The following is a 19,772-nucleotide window of genomic DNA, read 5'->3' on the forward strand; positions in this document are numbered from 1 at the left end:
CCCGCGGCGTGAAGGCTGAACCAACCCGCATTGCCGCCGTCCGCCGCGCACTGGGGCGCAGCGATTTCGCGGCGGCGGAGCAGCTGGCGGCTAGCGTCGTGGCCGCCTTTCCCGAGGATGCCGAAGGCCGGTTCCTGCTTGGCATGGCGCGGGCAGAGGCTGGGCGCGTCGGGGCAGGGATCGCCGATATTGCCCGCGCGGTCGAACTTGACCCGCGAGGCAGCTACCGCGCGCAGTTGGCGCGGCTGCAGGTTATGTTGCGGCAGGATGGGGAGGCTGCGCAGACGCTGGCGGCGGCCGAAAGCGCCTTGCCGGACGATGCGCTGGGCCGCGATACGATGGGCTGCGTCTATGCCCGGCTCGGCGAACACAAGGCGTCGGTGCCGCATTTTCGCGCGGCGGTGCAACTGGCTCCGGGCAACGTTTCGTTTCGCTACAATCTTGCCGCCGCGCTCAACTTCATCGGCGATACGGACGGCGCTGAGGTGGAGGCCGAAGCGCTGATCGCGCTCGATCCCGATTATGCGAGGGGCCATCACATGCTGGCCGGGCTTCGCAAGGTCAGTGCCGAGCGGAACCATGTCGAGCGGCTGACGGCGGCATTGGCGCGCGCGCAGGCAGCTGATGCACGGTTGCTTCTGGGCTATGCGCTGGCGAAGGAGCTCGAGGATATCGGCGAGCAGCAAGGGGCGTTCGCCCGGCTTGCTGAGACGAATGCCGAGCACCGGGCGCGGCTGCCTTATGTATTCACGCGCGACGGCGCCAATTTCGACGCGATCGAGCGGACCTGGCCGCGCCTAGTGCAGGCGCCGGTGCGGGGGGCTCCGCAGGATGCGCCGATCTTCGTGATCGGGATGCCGCGCACCGGCACGACGCTGGTGGACCGCATCCTCTCCTCGCATCCCGAAGTGTGGAGCGCGGGCGAGCTGCAGGCGATGCCGCTGGCGGTGAAGATGGCAGCAGGGACGCGCAGCCGCGTGGTGCTCGATCCCGAGACGCTGGAGGCAGCAGCGAGCGCCGATCTCGGCGCCATCGGGCGTGATTATCTGGCACGGGCGCGCACCCACGCCGGGGCGCGCGAGGGGCGTTTTGTCGACAAGTTTCCGGGGAACTTCCAGTACGCCGGGTTTATCGCGCGGGCGCTGCCCGAGGCGCGAATCGTGTGCCTCAGGCGCCATCCGCTCGATACGGTGCTGGCGAACTTCCGGAACCTCTTCGCGATCTCGTCGCGCTATTACGACTACAGCTACGACCTCATGGACATTGCGCGCTACTATGTGCGGTTCGATCGGCTGATGGCACTCTGGTGCGAGGCGCTGCCGGGCCGGATCCTCGAGCTTGGTTACGAGGATCTGGTGGCGGATCAGGAAGGCGGGACGCGCGCGCTGCTAGCGCATTGCGGGCTGGCATGGGATGCGGCCTGCCTCGATTTCCACCGCAACACCGCGCCGGTCTCAACCCCGAGCGCAGCGCAAGTGCGGCGGCCGATGTACAAGGATTCGGTGGCGCGCTGGACGAGGCACCGGGACACGCTGGCCCCGGTGATCGCATACTTCGAGATGGAAGGGATCGCTATCTAGCCGGGCTTACCGGGCCGGACAGGGGATCGTCTCGCCGACGCCTTCAATGCTGGCGCCGCGCAGCGAGAGCACGAGACCCTTGTCCCCTGCAATGCGCAAGGGCGTGCCAACCGACTTGAAGTCCGCGCCGGCATCCTTGAAGCAGCGCAGCGGAATGCGCAGCGTGAGCGCGCCGGCGGACGGCGTTACCTTGAGTGTGGCGCCGGCCATTGTCACTGCGATGGGGCCGGCGGCGGCATCGAGACGGCCTTCCAGCTTCAGCGCGAACTCCTCGTCGAGCTGGCGCATGAGATCCACTGGCGGGCCATCGATGCCAATCGCGCCAGGCTCGGCCCATGAATATTGCCGCGCATCCTCCTGCGCACCGATATCGACCGGCCGCTCGGCGATGCCGGGATCGAGGCTGAGGTGCCAGGGCGAGGGGACCTTGCCGAGCGCGATGTAGACGCCCTCGCTGGCCGAGGCGACGAGATCGACGTGCGGGTCTTCATTCACCGTGCCGACCATGGACTTGCTGGCGTAAGTCAGGCCGTAGCCAGTGGGGAACAGCGGGGTCTTGACCGGGGACACCGCGTCGGCGGGCCAGGGGAAGGGGAGCTTGCCGGTGAAGCCACGGGCCGGCTTGCCAGCCTTGCCAGCGACGAGGACGTCTGCAACGCCCTGGCCTTGCGTGCCGGGAAGCCAGGCCGCGACGAAAGCATCGGAGGCGTTGAGTTCTGTCCCGACGAACATCGGGCGGCCCGAGAGGAACACCGAGACGACCTTGATGCCCTGCGCCTTGAGCTTGGCCAGCAGGTCCTTCTCGCCCGCCTGTGCGCGGAAGGCGATGTTGGGCATGTCGCCCTGGAATTCGGCGTAAGGTTGCTCGCCATAGACGACGACGGCGACATCAGGCCGATTGGCAAAGCTGCCATCGGCCGAGATTGCGGCGCTGCCGCCTGCGTCCTTGATGGCAGCGGCGATCGCGCGGCCAATAGTCTGGCCCTTGGGGAAATCCGCCGCGGTCGTATCGGTGCCCTGCCAGGTGATCGTCCAGCCGCCGGCCTGCATGGCCATGCTGTCGGCACCCGGGCCGGTGATCAGGACTTTGGCGCCGGGCTTGAGCGGGAGAACGCTGCCGTTATTCTTGAGGAGGACGAGCGACTTGGCCGCCGCTTCGCGCGCTACGGCAAGGTGTGCATCGGCGCCGACCACGGACGGATTGCCGCGATCCACCGGGTTTGCGCCAAGCAGGCCGAGCTTGGCCTTGACGCGCAGGATGCGGCGGACGGCATCGTCGATGCGCGCCATCGGGATCGTGCCGTCCTTCGCCTCGCGCACGGTGGCTTCGTAGAGGCCCTTCCAGCTGTTGGGCGCCATCGCGAGATCGAGCCCGGCGGTGAAGGTCTTGGCGCAATCGGTGACGGTGCAGCCGGGAATCTGGCCGTGGCCGTTCCAATCCCCGACGACGAGGCCCTGGAAGCCCATGCGGCCCTTGAGCACATCGGTGAGCAGCGACTGGTTGCCGTGATTCTTGGCTCCGTTCCAGCTCGAGAAGCTGGCCATCACTGTCAATGCACCCGCATTGATCGCGGGCGGATAGCCCTGCGCATGGCGGGCGACGAGTTCGCGTTCGGAAATCAGCGCATCACCCTGGTCCTTGCCGCCATCGGTGCCGCCATCGGCGAGGTAATGCTTCGCGGTGGCAGCGACGCGGTCGGCGGCGAGGGGCTTGCCGGGGATCAGCGGGCCTTGCAGGCCGATTGTCATGGCCTTGGCGTAGCTGGCGACGAGCGCGGGATCGGCGGCATATCCTTCGTAGCTGCGGCCCCAGCGCAGATCCTGCGGTACAGCAAGGGTGGGCGCAAAGGTCCAGTCGATGCCGCTGGCGGCGACCTCGATGGCCGTCACTTCGCCGATGCGCCGGATCAGCGCAGGATCATGCGCCGCGCCGAGGCCGATGTTGTGCGGGAAGATCGTGGCGCTGGGGAGGTTGGAATGGCCGTGGACGGCATCGATGCCGAACAGCATGGGAATGCCCGCGCCCGCCTTGGCTGAAGCGGCGCGGAACGCACGGACCAGCTTTGCCCACTTGGCCGCGTCGGCGCGTTCATCGCCCCATGGGCCCGAATTGCCGCCCGCGAGGATCGAGCCGAGCGGGTACCTCGCAAGGTCTTCCGGCGTGATCGCGCTGATGTCGGCCTGGATCATCTGGCCGACCTTCTGCTCGAGCGTCATCGCTGCGATCATGCGGGTAATGCGGCGCTCGGTCGCGGGCGTGGTGATCGCTGCCGGGCTGTGCGCAGCCGGCCAGAGCGCGGGGTGAGCGGTGCTGAAGGCATCAGCGGGGGCTGGCGGATTCGGGGCCGCAATGGCGCTTCCCGACGCCAGCAACATGGCTGCCATAAGTGCGCGCCGAACTGTCATTCTCACCCTTCCCGCTTTATTTCTGTGAACGTTCCCAATAGCGTTCGTCGCATGAGAAAGCATCAAAATCAAGCGGGGCTGTCAGATTTCATTGGTCTGTTTCGGAAGAGAGCCGGGACAGCAGCAAGGCTGCGACCAGTGCAAGCGCGGCAAACAGCAGAAAAAGGCCGGTAAAACCGAACCAGGGCACGAGCGCGAGAGTGAACCAAGGCATGACCAGCGAGGGTACGGTGTTGGTGAGATTGAACAGGCCAAGGTCGCGCCCGCGCCGGCCCGCGTCGGGCAGCGTGCGCAGCGTCTGCGCCGAATGCAGGGCAAGGAAGATCGAGGTGGAGAAACCGAACACGCCGTAGCTGAGCACCCCGGCCGGCACACTCTGCGCAAGCGCCATACCGACGAGGCCGACAGGCGCGACCAGCGTGCACAGCACAAGCGGCAGGAACGGATGGCCGCGCCGGTCCGCCCAGCGCCCTGCAAGGAGAGCCGCAGGGGCCGAGACGACAAGCACCGTGCTGAAGACGCGCGCGGTGAGGTGGTCGTCGACCGCAGGATTGATGGAGCGAAGCCAGAGGTAGAGGAACGAGAACAGGGCCGCCTCGGCGACCTGCACGAGGAGACGGGCCGCCCACATGAGCAGCGCCGCTCGCTTGCGCCGACGCGGCGGCGCGGATGCGGGCGGTGCTACCACCGCTGCCGTGCGGCTGCCGAGCAGCAGCGCCGGCAAGACAGCGGCGGCGACGCCGAGCGCGACGATCACGAGGCGGCCATCGGGGGTGGCAAGGCCCGGTATGGTGACGAGCGCCCCTGCCAGAGCGCCAAGCCCGGGGGCAAAGGCAAGCAGTCCGCCGAGCAGACCCTTCTGGCTGTCGGGCACGCAGTCTGCCCCCCACGCAGCCAGCGGAGCGAGCATCATGTTGAGCCCGAGCTGCCACAGCACCACGACGGCGATGATATCGCGCAGGGTATGCACCGAAGGCACCGCAAGCAGCAGTATGCAGGAGAGCGCAAGGCCGAGCGCTGCCCAAGGGCGGCGCGTGGCCGTGATGTCGCTCAGCCAGCCGAACAGGATATGACCCAGGCTTGCCGAAATCGCCCCGCAGAACGCGATGGCTGAAAGCCAGACGATCGCCTGCTCCCCCGGCGCGAGCGCGGCAACCCGCACTGGGAGGAGGATGGTAAGAAAGGGTACATAGGCAATCGACCCGCCCGCCCACGCCAGCGCATAAAGCACCAGGAACAAGAGTGGCTGGCGGGAAGGGGGCTGGCCCAAGGGAAGTTCGCCGGGGCCGCCGGGCCTGTCAGACACTCACGGTTTGCCTGGCAGGGGCGACCGAGCCGCGCTCGACGAGGCTCGCCGGGATCACCGTGAGCGCATCGTTGAGAACTTCGCCCTTCTGCGCCGCGATAATGAGCTCGACGGCCTTGGAGGCCGTCGCCGCGATGGGCTGGTCGATCGCGGTGAGCTGGGGCTGGGTGAACTGCATCATCGGCGTGTTGTCGAAGCTGATGAGCGAGAGATCGCGCGGCACGGCAAGCCCGGCCTGGCGGGCGACTTCGAGCGTCGCGAGCGCCATCTGGTCGTTGCTGGCGATGATCGCGGTCGGCGGCTCGGAGTGCGCAAGCAGCGCGCGGGCGGCGCGCTCGCCCGACGTGTAGGTAAAGTCGCCCGCGTGGAGCAGGCCCGCGGTGGCGAGGCCAGCCTCAGCCATCGCGGCCCGCCAGCCTTCGACGCGCCAACCGCTGAGATTGTATTCCGCCGCGCCCGCGATGAAGCCGATTCGGCGGTGTCCATGCTCGACCAGATAGCGTGTCGCGGCGGCGGCTGCGCCTTCATCGTCCATCAGGATCGGCATGCCGGCATCGCCCGCCTTGGAACCGATCCGCGCAAAGGGGATCTGCTGCTGCGCAAGACAGCGCACGATTTGCGGATTGTCCGAGTGCGGCGGGGTGAGAATGATGCCATCGGGCTGCAGTGCGGCGATGGCGGCCAGGAGTTCGCGCTCGACGTGATCGGAATGCGTGTCGACCAGCTCGACGATCATCCGGTAGCCGTGTTCGGCGCACTTGAGCATACCGCCCAGCAGCATCTGGTCGACCCAGTCGGTGCCCTGCCGCGCGCGCCAGTCGGCGATCGTGCGGTCGCGGTCGTTGAGGGCAAGGATCAGGTACGAGCGCGAACCGCTCATCCGCTGGGCTGCGATGGAAGGCACATAGCCGAGGCGCTTGATCGACTCGAGCACGCGCTCCTTGAGTTCGGGACGGACGTTGGGCTCGTTGTTGATGACGCGGCTGACCGTCTGGAGCGATACCCCGACGTCTGCCGCAACGTGCCTGATCGTGACCGCCTGACGACGCCTCGCCATGCGTTACTTGTTCCCTTCTTGTGGCGCAGGCGCTGCGCTGGCGGTTGCCACAGGCTTTTGCCAGACGCGCACCCAATCGATCAAGAAGCGCTTGGGAAAATTGGTGTTGGCGATACCCTTGAGGCCGCGCGATTCCGCCAGACCCCCGCCGAACGCGAGATTGAGGATAAGGTGAAAGGGCTGATCAAATGGCGCGCCGGGCGTGGCTGAGCCTGATGTCCACCATTCGCTACGCTGGCGCACGGCATAGGTCTGGCCGTCGATCTGCCAGACGATCTGATCGCCCCGCCATTCGATGGCGTAAGTGTGGAAGCCCTTCAGCACTGCGGGTTTGTGGACTTCCGTGCCCTTGTGGCTGTTGCCGGGCCACGGCTTGCCGAAATGGAGCGTGCCGAGGATCGTGTCCTCCTTGCCGCCGGCGCAGGAGGCGCAAGGAACGCCGAGGTTGACGGCCTCGAGAATGTCGATCTCGCCAGAGGCGGCCCAGGTGCCGTAAGTGTCCTTTTCCGGCAGCATCCAGATCGCAGGCCAGGTACCCTGACCTTGCGGCAGATTGGCGCGCACTTCGATGCGGCCATAGCGCCAGGCGGCCTTGCCACGCGTGGTGAGGCGTGCGGAGCTGTAGTCCCGGGTGACAAGCGCACCGGGCTCGGCCGGGTTGGCGCGCTGGCTGGCGGGAAGTGCGGGGCCGGTGACGCGCTCGTTGCGCGCGGTGATGACGAGCTTGCCTTGCACAATCCGCGCGTTGCGCGGCTTGTCGGTGTAGCATTGACGTTCGTTGTTGCCGCCGCCCCAGCAATCGACATCGAAGCCCCACTTGGCGGGATCGATCGCCGGGCCGGTGAACTCGTCGGACCAGACGAGTTGCCAACCGGGCCCAGTGGGCGCAGCCAGCGCGGGAAGCGGTACGGCCAGTACGGCGAGGGCGAGCAAGTGCCGCATCAGGCTGCGCGCGCTGCCTGCACGCCGCAGTACTGGGCGACATAGGCTTGGTGATCGGGCAGGCCCGCGACGGTCTTGGCGACGCTTTCGCGCAGGCCGTGCAGCAGGTGTTCGAGTTCGGCGTCCGAAAGCTTGGTCGCGACCGGGTGGTAGCTCTGCGGCATGATGCCCTGACCCATCATGACCTGCACCCAGCTGTTCTCGACGAACAGCTCCTCGTTCTTGCGGAAGACGCGGCCCGTTTCGCGGAACAGCTCGATCTTGTGCGTGAGGCTATCGGGGATCTCCATTGCGGCGCACTGGCGCCAGAACGGGCTGTCGCGGCGGTCGGTGGCCTTGTAGTGGAGGATCAGGAAGTCGCGGATCTGCTCCATGTCGGTCAGCTGCTGATCGTTGAACTCGGCGATGTCATGTTCACTAACTTTACCCATGGGAAGCATGCGGACAATTCTAAGAATTGCTCTTTGAATCAAATGGATACTTGTTGATTCCAGTGGCTCCATGAAGCCGCCCGAAAGACCCACCGCGATGCAGTTGCGGTGCCACTGCTTGCGGCGCGCGCCGGTGGTGAAGCGGATGAAATTGGGCTGGGTCAGCCGCTCGCCCTCGACGGTCGAGAACAGGCGTTCGAGCGCGGCGTCCTTCTCGAGATAGCGGCTGCAATAGACGATGCCGTTGCCCTGCCGGTGCTGGAGCGGAATGCGCCACTGCCAGCCCGCATCATGGGCGATCGCACGGGTATAGGGCACGGGCGGGCGGACGCTGGCGGTCTGCACCGCGATGGCGGAATCGCAGGGGAGCCAATGCGTCCAGTCGTCGTACCCCACGTGGAGCGCGCCTTCCATCAGGAGTGCGCGAAAGCCGGTGCAATCGAGGAACAGATCGCCTTCCAGGCGCTGACCGGAATCGAGGCGCAGCGCGGCGATGTCGCCCGTTTCGGGGTGAAGCTCGACTTCAGCGATCTTGCCCTCGACCCGGCGGCAGCCATCCGCTTCGGCCAGCTTGCGCAGGAACACCGCGTAGAGGCCGGAATCGAGCTGGTAGGCGTAGTTGATGCGGTTATCCGGCAGGTGCGCGAACCGGGACTTCATCGCAGCCTGAAGCTCGATGCAGTAGTCGTCGTAGCTCGCCTTGTGGCCGCGCGTGAGGCCGTGCATCCAGAAGTGCTGGAAGCCTGCGCTCCAGTGATCGCGCCCGGTCGTGCCAAAGGAATGGAAGTAGCTTTCGCCCGGCACCCGCCAGTTCTCGAAATTGATGCCGAGCTTGAAGGTGGCCTGCGTCGCACGCATGAAATCGGCCTCGCCGATGCCAAGCAGGCGGTTGTAGGCAACCAGCGGGGGGATGGTGCTTTCGCCCACCCCGATCGTGCCGATGGCCTCGGATTCGACCAGCGTGAGTTCGATGGCATCACCAAGCGTGCGGGCGAGCGCGGCAGCGGCCATCCAGCCGGCAGTGCCGCCCCCGGCGACGATGATACGGCGCTTTGCGTAGCTTTCAGTCATTGGCTGAGGGTCCTTAGCAGGAAGGAGCGGAGGCGGCCGGCGGCGGCCGGATCGAGCGGATCCAGAATGCCGCGCCCGCCTTCGGGAATGTGGTCGGTGACATCAGGTCCGTTCTCGAACACGTAGTAATCGAAGAGCGCGCGCCAGATCGCCTTGTCCTCGCTTGGCAGATCGCGGATCGATAGGATTGCGTGGTTGAGCGCATCCTGCGGCTGGCCAAGCCAGCGCGGGGTATCGCGCCACCAGTAATTCATCAGAATGTTGAACGGGGCGAGCCCTTCGACATGGTGCCACCACATCGAGGGGATGAAGAGCGCGTCGCCGGGTTCCAGCACCGCAACCTGCGCGTGGGCGAGCGCCTCGGCAAAGCGAGGGTGCCGATCGAGATCGGGCGCATGGAAATCGACCATCGAGACCGCGCGGCCCGCCGGCGTGTTGTCGATAGGGCCGAGGTGTAGACCCGCGAACTGATCGGGCGGGAACAGCGTGAAGCGGCGGCGGCCGGCGGCGCAGCAGGCGAGATTGTCCGGAAAATCGTTGTGCGCCGCGATCCGGGTCGGCGTGCCGATCCACAAGCTGATGACGGGCTCGCGCCTGCCGAGATCGAGGGCGTTTTCGGCGGCGACGGTGGTGAAGTGCGTCGGCACGTCGATCGAGCCCATGTAGATCGCGGGGGCATCGGCGCGGCCTTCGTTGGCGTCCATGCCGCCGAACACATCGGCCAGCTTGCCCCGCGCCTCGCGGAAATTCATCGCCATGTCGTCGCCGTAGAACAGGCGGCCGTCCTTGCCCGGCTCACCCAGCGAGACGGTGAAGGGAACGGGGCGGGCGCGTTCGAGAAGATAGGCGCGCGCGGTTCTGGCTGACACGAGCCCTGCCTGCACCAGCGGCCAATGGCGGACGAGGCCGCGGATCACGAAGGGCGTGCGCGCGCCCTGCAGCAGTGCATCGAGCGCGGCGGCATCGGGTGCCGCGCGCTCTTCCACCGCGGGCATCGCGGCGAATATCGAGGCATCCGCCTCAGCCAAGGAGGACCTTGCGGTTCTTGCGCGCGATCAGGTTGCCAAACTGCGCGAGGCTGGCGAGCACCATGTAGATGCGCGCGAGATGGCCCTCGCGCATCAGCGCGGCAAGCGCTTCGCCGTCGAGGCTGGCGAGGCGTTCCTCGTGGATGGTGAGAAAGCCGACAAGCGACTGGACTGCGCCGTTGTCGAGCGTGACTTCGAGCGTGAAGGGCTCGACAAGGCCATAGGTTTCGAGCGCGGTGAAGAAGGCGGCGCCTTCCTGCCAGGCATAGTCGAGATCGCCGAGCATCGTGGCGACGGCTTCGAGATAGGGCGTAGGCGCCCCGGCATCATCGAACACGCGCATGCCTTCACCGCGTGCGGCGATGCGGGGGCTGGCCATGTCGATGTGGACTTGCGGCGTTGCGCCCTCTTGCGCCGGGCGGCCGATGAGGAAGGGCTGCACGGCATGGGCCATGGGGCGATAGCGCGCTTCCCAGACCGTGCCCCCACCGAGGCCGGTCGCAAGGAAGAGGTTCTCGCCCGCCTCGAACCCGAACAGCGCGAGCGCGGCAAGCTTGCCGGTTTCGGCATCGCGGCGCAAAACGATGGGGTAATGCGCCTGCACCTCGCGGAATTCGGCCGGCATGGCGAGCGAGGCCATCACGTTGTCGCCGAATTCCGCGCCAGCTTCGGTCTGGATGCGAAGCTGGCCGTGATCGGTGGAATTGAGGATCTGGTGCTGGCTCATGCGGGTATCCTGGCGGCTGCCGTGCGGGCAGCAAGATGATCGAGGTAGTCGCGCGTGGCCGGCAATGCGGCGGCAAGCGCGCGTGCCTTTGCCGCAATTTCGGCGAGGCGGGCAGGCGCGGCGGGCTGGCAGCCTGCAAGCGGAACGGGCATGCCCATGCCGTGCAGCACATATTGCTGGCTGGCGGCGGGGAACATCTCGTCGACACGAGGGAAATCCCAGGCCGACGGCGCCTGCTCACGCCACAAGGCGAGGCATTCGGCCAGGCGCGGCGGGATGGTTTCAGGCGCGCGCTGGGCCTGCCAATAGGGCTCGGTCCGCCGGCTTGGCACATAGTGGAGCTTGAGGAATTCAACGACGCGGTCCCAGCGGTAGCGGAACAGCTCGTTGAAGCGCGCGGCGTGGATATCCATGCTTGTGCGGTTTTGCGGGAAATTGTCGGCCAGCGCTTTCAGCGAGAGCTCGATCAGCACGATCGCCGAGGCTTCGAGCGGTTCGATGAACCCGGCGGAAAGACCCACGGCGAGGCAATTGCCGATCCAGAAGCGGTCACGGTGGCCGGTCCGGAAAGCTAGCTTGCGCGGGGTTAGGGTGGCGGGATCGGCGCCGGGCACTTTGGCCGCGACATAGGCCCTGAGGATCTCCGCCGCGCGGTCATCCGAGATGAAGCGCGAGGCATAGACGCAGCCGATGCCGCGGCGGGTGGGAAGGCCGATATCCCAAAGCCAGCCCGCCTCGTGCGCGGTGCCGATGGTCTGCGCGGCGATGGGGCTGCCGGGTTCGACCGGGACCTGCACCGCAAGCGCGCGGTCGTTGAAGGAAACGTCGGAGCGGTCGATCCAGGCGGCGCCGCATTCACCGGCAATGAGGATCGCGGCCTGGCCAGAGCAATCCACGAACAGGTCGCCTTCGAGCGAAGTTCCATCCTGCAGCAAGAGCGCAGCAATATCGCCGTTTGCTGCGCGGCTGACGCCCGTCACCTTTGCAGCAATCCGTGCCACGCCAAGCCGCTGGGTGGCGTGGCGCATGAGCAGCGCGGCAAACTTGCCGGCATCGAGATGGTAGCCGTAGTTCAGCGCGCCCGCATAATCGGGCATGGCGCGCTGGCGCGGTGCGAGGTGGGCTGCACAAACGGCATGCTGCGGGGTGATCGCCGCAGCAAACGGCCCCCCTTGGCCGCCCAACTGCCATGTGGCGGCAAGATCGCGCATCTCTGCCGCAGGCGGGGCGGTGAAGGGGTGAAGGTAGCTGTCTTCGGCCGAACCGTCACGCCATCCATCAAAGCGCGAGCCTTGCTTGAAGGACGCATCGCACTGGGTGAGAAATTCGGCTTCGGGAATGCCGATGGTCGCCAGCGTCTCGCGCATCGTCGGCCAGGTGCCTTCGCCGACGCCGATGGTCGGGATATCGGGCGCCTCGACCAGTGTAATTCGCTGTGCCGGAAGCCGCGCGCCGAGCAGGCTGGCCGAAAGCCATCCGGCGGTGCCGCCGCCGACGATGACGATATGCTGGACCGGATTGCTCATCGAAGGGCGACCATAGCGCAGATTTGCCCGTGTGACCAAAGAGAAGAGCCGCACCGCTGCGTGCAGTGCGGCCCTCTCGATTGCAGACCTTCGTTCAGGGATGAACCTGTCAGAAGGAGAAGCGTGCGCCTGCTGCCCAACGCGCATAACCGGGCGCCGCGAAGAACACGGTCTGGTCGTTGCGCATGTGGCCCTTGCGATCGGCGTTGGTGATGTTGATCCCTTCGCCGAAGACAGTGACGCCCTTCTTGATCTCGTAGCTCGCGCTCACGTCCCACTGGCCGTAGGGGTTCACGTAGTACGGATCGAAGCCGTAGCCCGACAGGAACCCGGCGCGCCAGTTGTAGGCGACGCGGGCCTGGAGGCCCTTCTTGTCGTAGTAGAGCACCGCGTTCGCACTGTTGCTGATGCCGGTGACCGCGAACTGCGGGACGGTATAGCGCTTCGTGTTGTCGAACTTGGTATCGCTGCGCACCACGGTGTAGTTCACGATGGCACCGAAACCGGTTTCCCAGAAGCTGTGCTGGACCGCGAATTCCCAGCCCCAGATGCGGGCCTTCTGGTCGCTGTTGGTCGGCTGCGTGGTGATGAAGTTGACCAGCGGATCATCCGCCAGCGACTTCACGCCCGTCACGTTGCCCGCGCCGTCACGGCCGGCGACCGTCTGCGGATACTTGTTGCCGATGTAGTTGAGGATCTGCTGCGCGGTGGCATCAGCCCCGAGTGCGGCACGCGCCTCCTTGGCCCGGTCGCCAGCGGCCGCGTTGGTCAGGCCGAAGGCGGGCTGATTGACCTGCGTCTGGCTGATGTAGTTCTTCACGACCTTGTGGAAGAAGCCCACCGAGATATAGCTCGTCGGCCCGTAGTACCATTCACCCGAGATATCGACGCCCTTCGACTTGTAGGGCAGCAGGTTCGGGTTGCCGCTCGAGGCCGTGCTGCCGCCGATGCGGATCGGCGAGGCGAGCGTGGTGCCGCCCTGCATGCTGGCATAGTCCGGACGGGTGATCGTGTGGCTGTACGACGCGCGGAACTTGAAGTTCTTGAACGGCTGCATGTCGAAGTCGATCGCAGGCAGCCAGTTCTCGTACTGGCCCTTGAGCGTCACGAATGAACGCTCTGCACCGTAGATGATCGCGGTTTCGTTACCACCGGTCCACACCGTGCCCGAGGGGATCGGCACGAGCGCGCTCGAATCGACCTTGGTCTTTTCGTAACGCAGGCCGAGGCGCAGATGCGACGGCGCATCGCCCAGATCGAACGAGTGCGTCGACTGGATGTAAGGCGCAACCGTGCGTTCGCGGATCGAGCGGTCGGTATCGAACTTGGCAAGGCAGGTACCGGCGGTCTGCGCGTTGGCGCAGATGCCGATCTTGTCGTTGAGCAAGTTGATCAGGCCGGGCGTGTTGACATTGAAGTAGCTCGGAATGATCCCGCTGCCCGTCACGTTCATGCCGCTGAGATCATTGGGCAGATCGCGGATGGTGTAGAGATCGTCGGGCGTATCGGCCTTGGACAGCGTGCCGCCCCAGGTGTCGTTCTGGATGACGCCGAAGGCCGAGCGGACCTTGTTTTCGGTGTAGGTCACGCCGAAATCGAGGCTGTCGATGAACGAGGCGTCGAAATCGTAGCCGCCGCGCAAGGACGCCTCGTTGATCTCGTCACGCATGTAGGCGGTGCGGAAGGCGTTGCCGGCGGGGCGGATGTTGGCCGCGTTGATCTCGGCGCCCGGGTACATCTCGACCGAGATGACCGGCATGTCTGAGGTGAAATCGACCTTCTGGCTCTTCACGCCGAAGATCGCGCTGCCGACGGCAATGCCCGACCCGTACGGTGCGGTCGGCTTGCTTTCGGCGGTCGAGTGATGGCCGTCGAGCTCGAGGCGGAGGCCGCCCGGACCATCCCACTTGAGGTTGCCGCCGATCGAGTGGTTGCGCGAGCGGTTGGCCGCGACCGCGCCGGTGATGGCGAGGTCCTTGCCTTCGTTGGGCCCGAAGCTTTCAGCGTAGAAGTTGGGGCCGGCGGCGGGGCCATCGGTCCAGCTGCTGCTCGTCTGGTTGTGGTTGAACCACACGCCGATGCTGTTGGTGCGCGCATCGATGGTGTTCTGCGAGAAGGTGTAATCGACCGTGGCGACGAGCGTGTCGGTCGGCTTGACCTGGATCACGGCCTGACCGTTGATGCGCTCGCGGCGGAAGGTGGTGAAATCGTAGCCGGCGTTCTGCGTCACCTGATAGACGGTGTTCGGGCCGGGCCGGTTTTCGGTCTTGGCGAAGTTGCCGCGCCAGTCATTGGCGTCGACCGGGAGCGAACCCCAGTTGTTTTCATAGCCGAGGTAGCCTTCGCGCCAGCCGGCGTTGAACTGCGCCTGGCTCGCGCGGCGATCCTGATAGGAGCCGCTGATCGAGATACCGATGCGGTTGTCGGCGAAGGTATCGCTGATGACGCCCGAGAATTCCGGCTTCACCTTGCCGCCTTCGAACACCGAAGTATCGTAGAGTGCCTTCGCGCCGATGCTGCCGTGAAGGCCGGGGCGGTCGAGCGGACGCGGCGTCTTGATGTTGATCACCGAACCGATACCGCCGGTGGCGAGGTTGGCGCGGCCCGACTTGTAGACTTCGACACCCGCGATGCCTTCCGAGGCGAGGTTGGCGAAATCGAAGCTGCGCGAGGCCGGCGCGCCGCTCGAGCCGCCGAGGCTGGAGGCGGGCATCTGGCGGCCGTTGAGCAGCACAAGGTTGTAATCGGGGCCGAAGCCGCGGACGGTGACGAACTGGCCTTCACCGTTGCTGCGGTCGATCGAGACGCCGGTGATGCGCTGCAGCGATTCCGCAAGGTTGGTATCGGGGAACTTGCCGATGTCTTCCGCCGAGATCGCATCGATCACGCCGATGCCGGTGCGCTTGATATTGAGCGAGCTCTTGAGCGAGGCCCGGATGCCGGTGACGACGATGGCGGCCGGCGCGTCGTCGCTCGCAGCCTGCGGTGCGGCCGCGGGCTGAGCCGCTTCCTGCGCCATTGCCTGCTGAGCGGTGAGAGCGAGTGCGGCTGCAGAAGCGCCCAGCATGAGGTGGGCATAGGCAGGCTTGCGCGATGCTTTCATTGCGATTCTTCCCCCTGAATTCCGGCGCTTTGTCCGGTTGAGTAAGCGTGTGCCGTGTTGGTTGTGAACGTTCACCTAGCTGGGAACGTTCACTTCGTCAAGACGATACCGGGCGTTTTGCGCAGCAGTGGTTGCAGTTTTTGCGCAGCCCTGAGGGGCGAGCGTCAGCCGCGAACCCCAGGCCGGCCTGAAACGATGGCGTGCGCCAACGCCGCAGCGGGCGCTGGCCTAGAGCACCGCTGCAGGGGCCGCGAGTTCGGTTTCAGCGCTTCTCGCCAGCAAGGAAGCGTTCGAGCGGCATGAGCGCGGCGGCGGGGCTTTCCTCAAAGGGCACGTGGCCCATGCCGGGCAGGCGGACGAGGCGGGCGCCGGGCATGAGGCGCAGGTAATCCTGGGCGTTGCTGATGGGGATCATCGCATCCTGCTCGCCCCACAGGAGGAGCGTAGGTGCGGTGATGCTGCGCAAGCGCGGGGCGGGATCCGTCAGCACGGTCTGGCGAGTGCGATCAAGGATTGCGCGGCGCACGCCGGGCGCGAGCAGCATGTCGCGGTAGCGATCGAGTACGGCATCGGGGAGCGCGTCGGGGTGTGCCCATGCCGGCGCGAGATTGGCACGGATAAGGCTGCGCGGGCCGACCCACGGCATGGCCTCCAGCATGAGCGGCACTTCGGGCGCCTTGCCATATTCGAAGCCGGGGCTGGCGAAGCCGTCAGGGGAGATCAGCACGAGCTTGTCGACACGCTGCGGATAGTGCGCGGCGAACTCCCAGGCGAAACGGCCGCCGAGCGAATTGCCGATCAACGTGGCCTTGGGGAGCGCCAGCTGGTCCATCAGCGCGGCAAGAACCGCGAGGGTGCGCGCGTCCGAATAATCACCGGTGGGATCGGGGCCGGTGAGGCCGAAGCCGGGGAGATCGAGGCGGATGACGCGGTAACGGGCGGAAAGTGCCTTGGCCCATGCGTCCCAGGTATCGAGGCTGGAGCCGAAGCCGTGAAGCAGGATCACTGCCGGCGCCTCGCGCGGGCCGGTATCGCGCAGGCGCACACGCAGGCCGAGGACGGTGCGATAGTCCGAAGGGTAGGCGGCCTCCAGCGCAGCGCGAGGCTTGTCGGGCGCGTAGAGCCACACGGCGAGGCTGGCGATGGCGACGAGGAGGAGCCCTGCTGTCCAGCGCAGGATGCGGCGGATCATATCAGAACACCGCGTGCTCGCCGCGATCATCCGGCGCGGCTTCGCCAGCGAGCACGGCGCGGTAGTGATCGAACAGGGTGTCGCTGCCGGTTTCGGGCGTCAACGCGGCGCTGTATTGGCCGGTCGCGGGATCGAGAACGAGCATGGATTCCGTCGCATAGTAGTGCCCGATGCGGGCAAGTTCGGCCTTGGTGGCGAGCGCGGGGACGAGGCGCGCGGCAAGGCCGAGTGTACCAGCGATGCCGCCGATGAAGCCCGGTGGGACCGAGCGGTACTTGGGCGGCAGGCCGGCGAGGGCGAAGAGTGCCTCGCCCTGATCGCGCGGGGTGATCGCAGGGCCGGGGCCGCCAATGGGAAGCACCTTGTTCCAGCGTTCGGGATCGGTGAGGCAACCGGCGATATAGGCGGCAAGATCACGGTTGCTGATCGGCTTGCAGGCGGTGAGCGTGCCATCACCGAAAAGGAGGAAAGGCTTGCCCTGGCGCACACGCTCGATCTGGCCGGATAGTGATTTGAAGAAGGCGGTTGGGCGTACGATCGAATAGCGCAAGCCCGAGGCGATCAGCTCGGCCTCGAAAGCGAGCTTGGCCTGCTGGAAGGCGCGGAGCGGCTTCTGCACGCAGATTGCCGAGAGCAGCACGAAATGCTGCGCACCGCATCGCTCGGCGAGGGCGAGCGCGTGGCTGTGCGCCTTGTGGTCAATCGCCCAGGCATCACGCGGGACACCGGTGCGCGAGGCCATGCAGGAGACGACGGCGTCGAAATGTTCGCCGGCAAAGCCATCATGCATCAGGCTGACCGTATCGGCAGGGTCGGCGCGGCGGAGGCGTACGCTGGGGAGGGGCTCGGCGGGCTCGTGCCGGACAATCGCGACGACCTCGTGCCCCGCATCGACAAGCGCCTGCGCGGTCGCCCTGCCGATCGTGCCAGTGGCACCGAGCAGCGCGACGCGGCTCATGGCCTCGGCGCGGCTTTGGCGGCCATGACCTGCCGGCCATCGGCGGCGTGGGCGGCGAGGATGAAGCCGGCTTCATCGCGCTTCAGGGCAAGGTGCAGGGGCTCGTCGGCCACGGCGGGAGAAACGGCACGGAAGCTGAACTTCGCCAGCGCCGTTTCCGATCCCAGCGTGCGGCGGGCGAGATCGAGCAGCAAGGTGGCGATCAGCGGACCGTGGACGACGAGACCGCGATAGCCCTCGGTGCCGGTCGCGTAAGGGTGATCGTAGTGTATGCGGTGGGTGTTGAAGGTGAGCGCGGAGAAGCGAAACAGGAGCGCAGCAGTGGGGAGCACTTCGCGCACCGCATCCCACCCGGCGGGATCGAAGCGGCCTTCGCCCAGCGGCGGCGGGGCGGGCGGGCTGCCGGGGGGCGGGGCATCGCGGTAGACCAGCGTCTGCGTTTCGCGGACCGCGAGGGTTTCGCCCGCGAAGGTTTCGTGCGCGAGCTCGGCAAAGACGAGCGGGCCTGTGCCACCCTGCTTTTCGGTGATCGAAAGCACGCGGCTGCGGCGTTCGATGACGCTGTCGCAGGGGATCGGGGCAAGGAATTCGGCGGACCCCGCCGCCCACATGCGGCGTTCGAGCGGGAGAGGGGGGAGGAGGCTGCCGGGGCTGTCGTCGCGCCTGGGGTGGCCGTCCGGCCCCAGCATGGCGGTCGCGGCATCGGGCGTGCAAAGGCACCAGTGGAGGCCCTGAGGGGCAGCGTTGTCTGCAGGCTCGGCGCGGTCCAGCGTGGCGCACCAGCGGGTGAGCAGGCTGGCGATGAGCACATCGCGGCGCAATTCCTCGCGGCCGATCCATGCGGTGTAATCCGCCATCAGCCGCGCCCCGCCATGAGGCCGCGCGCGATGACTTGCGCCTGAATTTCCGCCGCGCCTTCAAAGATCGAAAGGATGCGCGCGTCGCACAATACGCGGCTGATCTCGTATTCGAGCGCATAGCCGTTGCCGCCGTGGATTTGCAGGCTGGCGTCGGCTGCGGTCCATGCGGCGCGGGCGGCGTGGAGCTTGGCCATGCCGGCTTCGATATCGCAGCGGCGGCCCGCGTCCTTGGCGCGCGCGGCGGCGTAGGAGAGTTCGCGCGCGGTGACGTATTCGGCGAGCATGACCGCGAGTTTGTCCGCCACGCGGGGAAAGTGGATGAGTGCCTGCCCGAACTGCTTGCGCTGGAGCGCGTAATCGAGGCCCAGTTCCAGCGCGCGGCGGGCGGTGCCGACGGCGCGCGCGGCGGTCTGGATGCGGGCGCCTTCGAAGGTCTGCATGAGCTGCTTGAAGCCGGCGCCTTCCTTGCCGCCGAGAAGGGCATCGGCGGGCGCGCGCATGCCATCGAACTGCAAGGTGTATTCGCGCATGCCGCGGTAGCCGAGGACTTCGATTTCGCTGCCGGTCATGCCTTCGGCGGGGAAGGGGTTGTCCTCGGTGCCGCGCGGCTTGGGGACGAGGAGCATGGAAAGGCCGGCGTAGCCCGGGGTGTCGGGCTGGGTGCGGACGAGCAGCGTCATCACGTCGGACCGGGCGGCGTGGGTGATCCAGGTCTTGGCGCCGTGGATGACCCAGTCGCCGCTTTCATCCTGCTTCGCGCGGGTGGTGAGGGCGCCGAGATCGGAGCCGACATCGGGTTCGGTGAAGACCGCGACGGGTAGGGTCTCGCCCGCCGCGATGCGGGGGAGCCATTCGGCCTTCTGCGCTTCGGTGCCGCCGAGCATGATGAGTTCGCCCGCGATCTCCGAGCGGGTGCCGAGCGAGCCTGCGCCGATCCAGCCGCGCGAGAGTTCCTCGCTGACAAGGCACATGACCAGCTTGCCGAGGCCGAGGCCGCCGTACTCCTCAGGAATGCAGACGCCGAAGGTGCCGAGATCGGCCATCGCGCGCACGGTCTCGTCCGGGATAAGTGCATTGGCGAGGTGCCACTTGTGCGCGTGGGGGAGGATCTCGGCATCGGTGAAGCGGCGGAACTGGGCGCGGATTTCATCGAGCGCAGCGTCGTGGAAGGTTTCGCTGGGCCATTGGCCTTCGGCGAGCGCGGCGGCGAGAGCGGCGCGGGTTTCGGCCATGTCGGCATCGAGCAAGGGCGCGGCGATATCGGCGAGGGTGCGGGCTTCGGCGGTGAGCCCGAGGTCTGCCGGGCGCAGCATTTCGGCGGGGCCCATGAGGAGCGCGCCGGTGAGCTGGCCTAGCGTTTCGGCGAAAGCGAGCTGCGCAACATGGGCATCGAGCGGATTGCTGCTTCCCTCGGCCCACTGCGCGACGGCTTCGAGAGCGGCCACGCTGGTGGCGATCCATGCAAAGCCGTGCGCGGCGCGCTGCTCCGCATCGACCGGACGGTTGGCGAGGCGGCGGGCGAGCGCGGCGCGGGCGGCTTCGCGGTAGGCAATGGCCGCAAGAAGCGGCGCTTTGAGGTCCATGC

14 protein-coding genes are annotated in these 19,772 nt (G+C 66.8%); 1 reads left to right on the forward strand and 13 read right to left on the reverse strand.

The window, feature by feature from the left end:
- Nucleotides 1–8 precede the first annotated feature (8 nt).
- On the forward strand, nt 9–1,580 hold the full coding sequence (locus tag Q0082_RS14635) for a tetratricopeptide repeat-containing sulfotransferase family protein (RefSeq protein WP_298193979.1): 1,572 nt from the start codon (nt 9–11) through the stop codon (nt 1,578–1,580).
- A gap of 6 nt (nt 1,581–1,586) precedes the next feature.
- Here Q0082_RS14635 and Q0082_RS14640 read toward each other — a convergent pair whose 3' ends face one another.
- From Q0082_RS14640 to Q0082_RS14700, 13 genes are all read right to left on the reverse strand, one after another.
- Nucleotides 1,587–3,965: a glycoside hydrolase family 3 protein gene (locus Q0082_RS14640; protein WP_298193981.1), complete on the reverse strand. Its 2,379-nt coding sequence runs from the start codon at nt 3,963–3,965 to the stop codon at nt 1,587–1,589.
- A gap of 109 nt (nt 3,966–4,074) precedes the next feature.
- Nucleotides 4,075–5,292 carry an MFS transporter gene (locus Q0082_RS14645; protein ID WP_298193982.1) on the reverse strand — a complete coding sequence of 406 codons (1,218 nt, stop codon included), beginning with the start codon at nt 5,290–5,292 and terminating at the stop codon, nt 4,075–4,077.
- Nucleotides 5,285–6,349 (reverse strand): LacI family DNA-binding transcriptional regulator, encoded by a 1,065-nt coding sequence (locus Q0082_RS14650; protein ID WP_298193985.1) that lies wholly within the window; start codon nt 6,347–6,349, stop codon nt 5,285–5,287. Before Q0082_RS14650 ends, Q0082_RS14645 begins: the two co-directional genes overlap by 8 nt.
- A gap of 3 nt (nt 6,350–6,352) precedes the next feature.
- Complete coding sequence (locus Q0082_RS14655) at nt 6,353–7,291, reverse strand: glycoside hydrolase family 16 protein (protein ID WP_298193987.1); 939 nt, start codon at nt 7,289–7,291, stop codon at nt 6,353–6,355.
- On the reverse strand, nt 7,291–8,793 hold the full coding sequence (locus Q0082_RS14660) for a tryptophan halogenase family protein (protein WP_298193989.1): 1,503 nt from the start codon (nt 8,791–8,793) through the stop codon (nt 7,291–7,293). Before Q0082_RS14660 ends, Q0082_RS14655 begins: the two co-directional genes overlap by 1 nt.
- Nucleotides 8,790–9,821: a cupin-like domain-containing protein gene (locus tag Q0082_RS14665; protein WP_298193991.1), complete on the reverse strand. Its 1,032-nt coding sequence runs from the start codon at nt 9,819–9,821 to the stop codon at nt 8,790–8,792. Before Q0082_RS14665 ends, Q0082_RS14660 begins: the two co-directional genes overlap by 4 nt.
- Nucleotides 9,814–10,548 carry a SapC family protein gene (locus Q0082_RS14670; protein WP_298193993.1) on the reverse strand — a complete coding sequence of 245 codons (735 nt, stop codon included), beginning with the start codon at nt 10,546–10,548 and terminating at the stop codon, nt 9,814–9,816. Before Q0082_RS14670 ends, Q0082_RS14665 begins: the two co-directional genes overlap by 8 nt.
- Nucleotides 10,545–12,074: a tryptophan halogenase family protein gene (locus Q0082_RS14675; protein ID WP_298193995.1), complete on the reverse strand. Its 1,530-nt coding sequence runs from the start codon at nt 12,072–12,074 to the stop codon at nt 10,545–10,547. Before Q0082_RS14675 ends, Q0082_RS14670 begins: the two co-directional genes overlap by 4 nt.
- 109 nt (nt 12,075–12,183) lie before the next feature.
- Nucleotides 12,184–15,177, reverse strand: coding sequence for a TonB-dependent receptor (locus tag Q0082_RS14680; RefSeq protein ID WP_298193997.1), 2,994 nt, complete (start codon nt 15,175–15,177; stop codon nt 12,184–12,186).
- A gap of 262 nt (nt 15,178–15,439) precedes the next feature.
- The gene (locus Q0082_RS14685; RefSeq protein ID WP_298194000.1) at nt 15,440–16,369 is read right to left on the reverse strand and encodes an alpha/beta hydrolase; all 930 of its coding nucleotides are present in this window, start codon (nt 16,367–16,369) and stop codon (nt 15,440–15,442) included.
- Nucleotide 16,370: 1 nt separating this feature from the next.
- Complete coding sequence (locus tag Q0082_RS14690; protein ID WP_298194003.1) at nt 16,371–17,327, reverse strand: NAD(P)H-binding protein; 957 nt, start codon at nt 17,325–17,327, stop codon at nt 16,371–16,373.
- Nucleotides 17,324–18,184, reverse strand: a complete 861-nt coding sequence (locus Q0082_RS14695) for a hypothetical protein (protein WP_298194006.1) — start codon at nt 18,182–18,184, stop codon at nt 17,324–17,326. The genes Q0082_RS14690 and Q0082_RS14695 overlap by 4 nt, the downstream gene beginning before the upstream one ends.
- Nucleotides 18,184–19,770 carry an acyl-CoA dehydrogenase family protein gene (locus tag Q0082_RS14700; protein WP_298194008.1) on the reverse strand — a complete coding sequence of 529 codons (1,587 nt, stop codon included), beginning with the start codon at nt 19,768–19,770 and terminating at the stop codon, nt 18,184–18,186. Before Q0082_RS14700 ends, Q0082_RS14695 begins: the two co-directional genes overlap by 1 nt.
- Nucleotides 19,771–19,772 lie beyond the last annotated feature (2 nt).

Source organism: Novosphingobium sp. (genome assembly GCF_027489515.1).
Classification (GTDB): Bacteria; Pseudomonadota; Alphaproteobacteria; order Sphingomonadales; family Sphingomonadaceae; genus Novosphingobium.

Coding starts and splice junctions, on each gene's coding strand:
- Q0082_RS14655 (WP_298193987.1), bottom strand. CDS start 7,291: ATGCGGCACTTGCTCGCCCTCGCCGTACTGGCCGTACCGCTTCCCGCG.
- Q0082_RS14700 (WP_298194008.1), bottom strand. CDS start 19,770: ATGGACCTCAAAGCGCCGCTTCTTGCGGCCATTGCCTACCGCGAAGCC.
- Q0082_RS14670 (WP_298193993.1), bottom strand. CDS start 10,548: ATGAGCCAGCACCAGATCCTCAATTCCACCGATCACGGCCAGCTTCGC.
- Q0082_RS14680 (WP_298193997.1), bottom strand. CDS start 15,177: ATGAAAGCATCGCGCAAGCCTGCCTATGCCCACCTCATGCTGGGCGCT.
- Q0082_RS14675 (WP_298193995.1), bottom strand. CDS start 12,074: ATGAGCAATCCGGTCCAGCATATCGTCATCGTCGGCGGCGGCACCGCC.
- Q0082_RS14690 (WP_298194003.1), bottom strand. CDS start 17,327: ATGAGCCGCGTCGCGCTGCTCGGTGCCACTGGCACGATCGGCAGGGCG.
- Q0082_RS14695 (WP_298194006.1), bottom strand. CDS start 18,184: ATGGCGGATTACACCGCATGGATCGGCCGCGAGGAATTGCGCCGCGAT.
- Q0082_RS14640 (WP_298193981.1), bottom strand. CDS start 3,965: ATGGCAGCCATGTTGCTGGCGTCGGGAAGCGCCATTGCGGCCCCGAAT.
- Q0082_RS14660 (WP_298193989.1), bottom strand. CDS start 8,793: ATGACTGAAAGCTACGCAAAGCGCCGTATCATCGTCGCCGGGGGCGGC.
- Q0082_RS14650 (WP_298193985.1), bottom strand. CDS start 6,349: ATGGCGAGGCGTCGTCAGGCGGTCACGATCAGGCACGTTGCGGCAGAC.
- Q0082_RS14685 (WP_298194000.1), bottom strand. CDS start 16,369: ATGATCCGCCGCATCCTGCGCTGGACAGCAGGGCTCCTCCTCGTCGCC.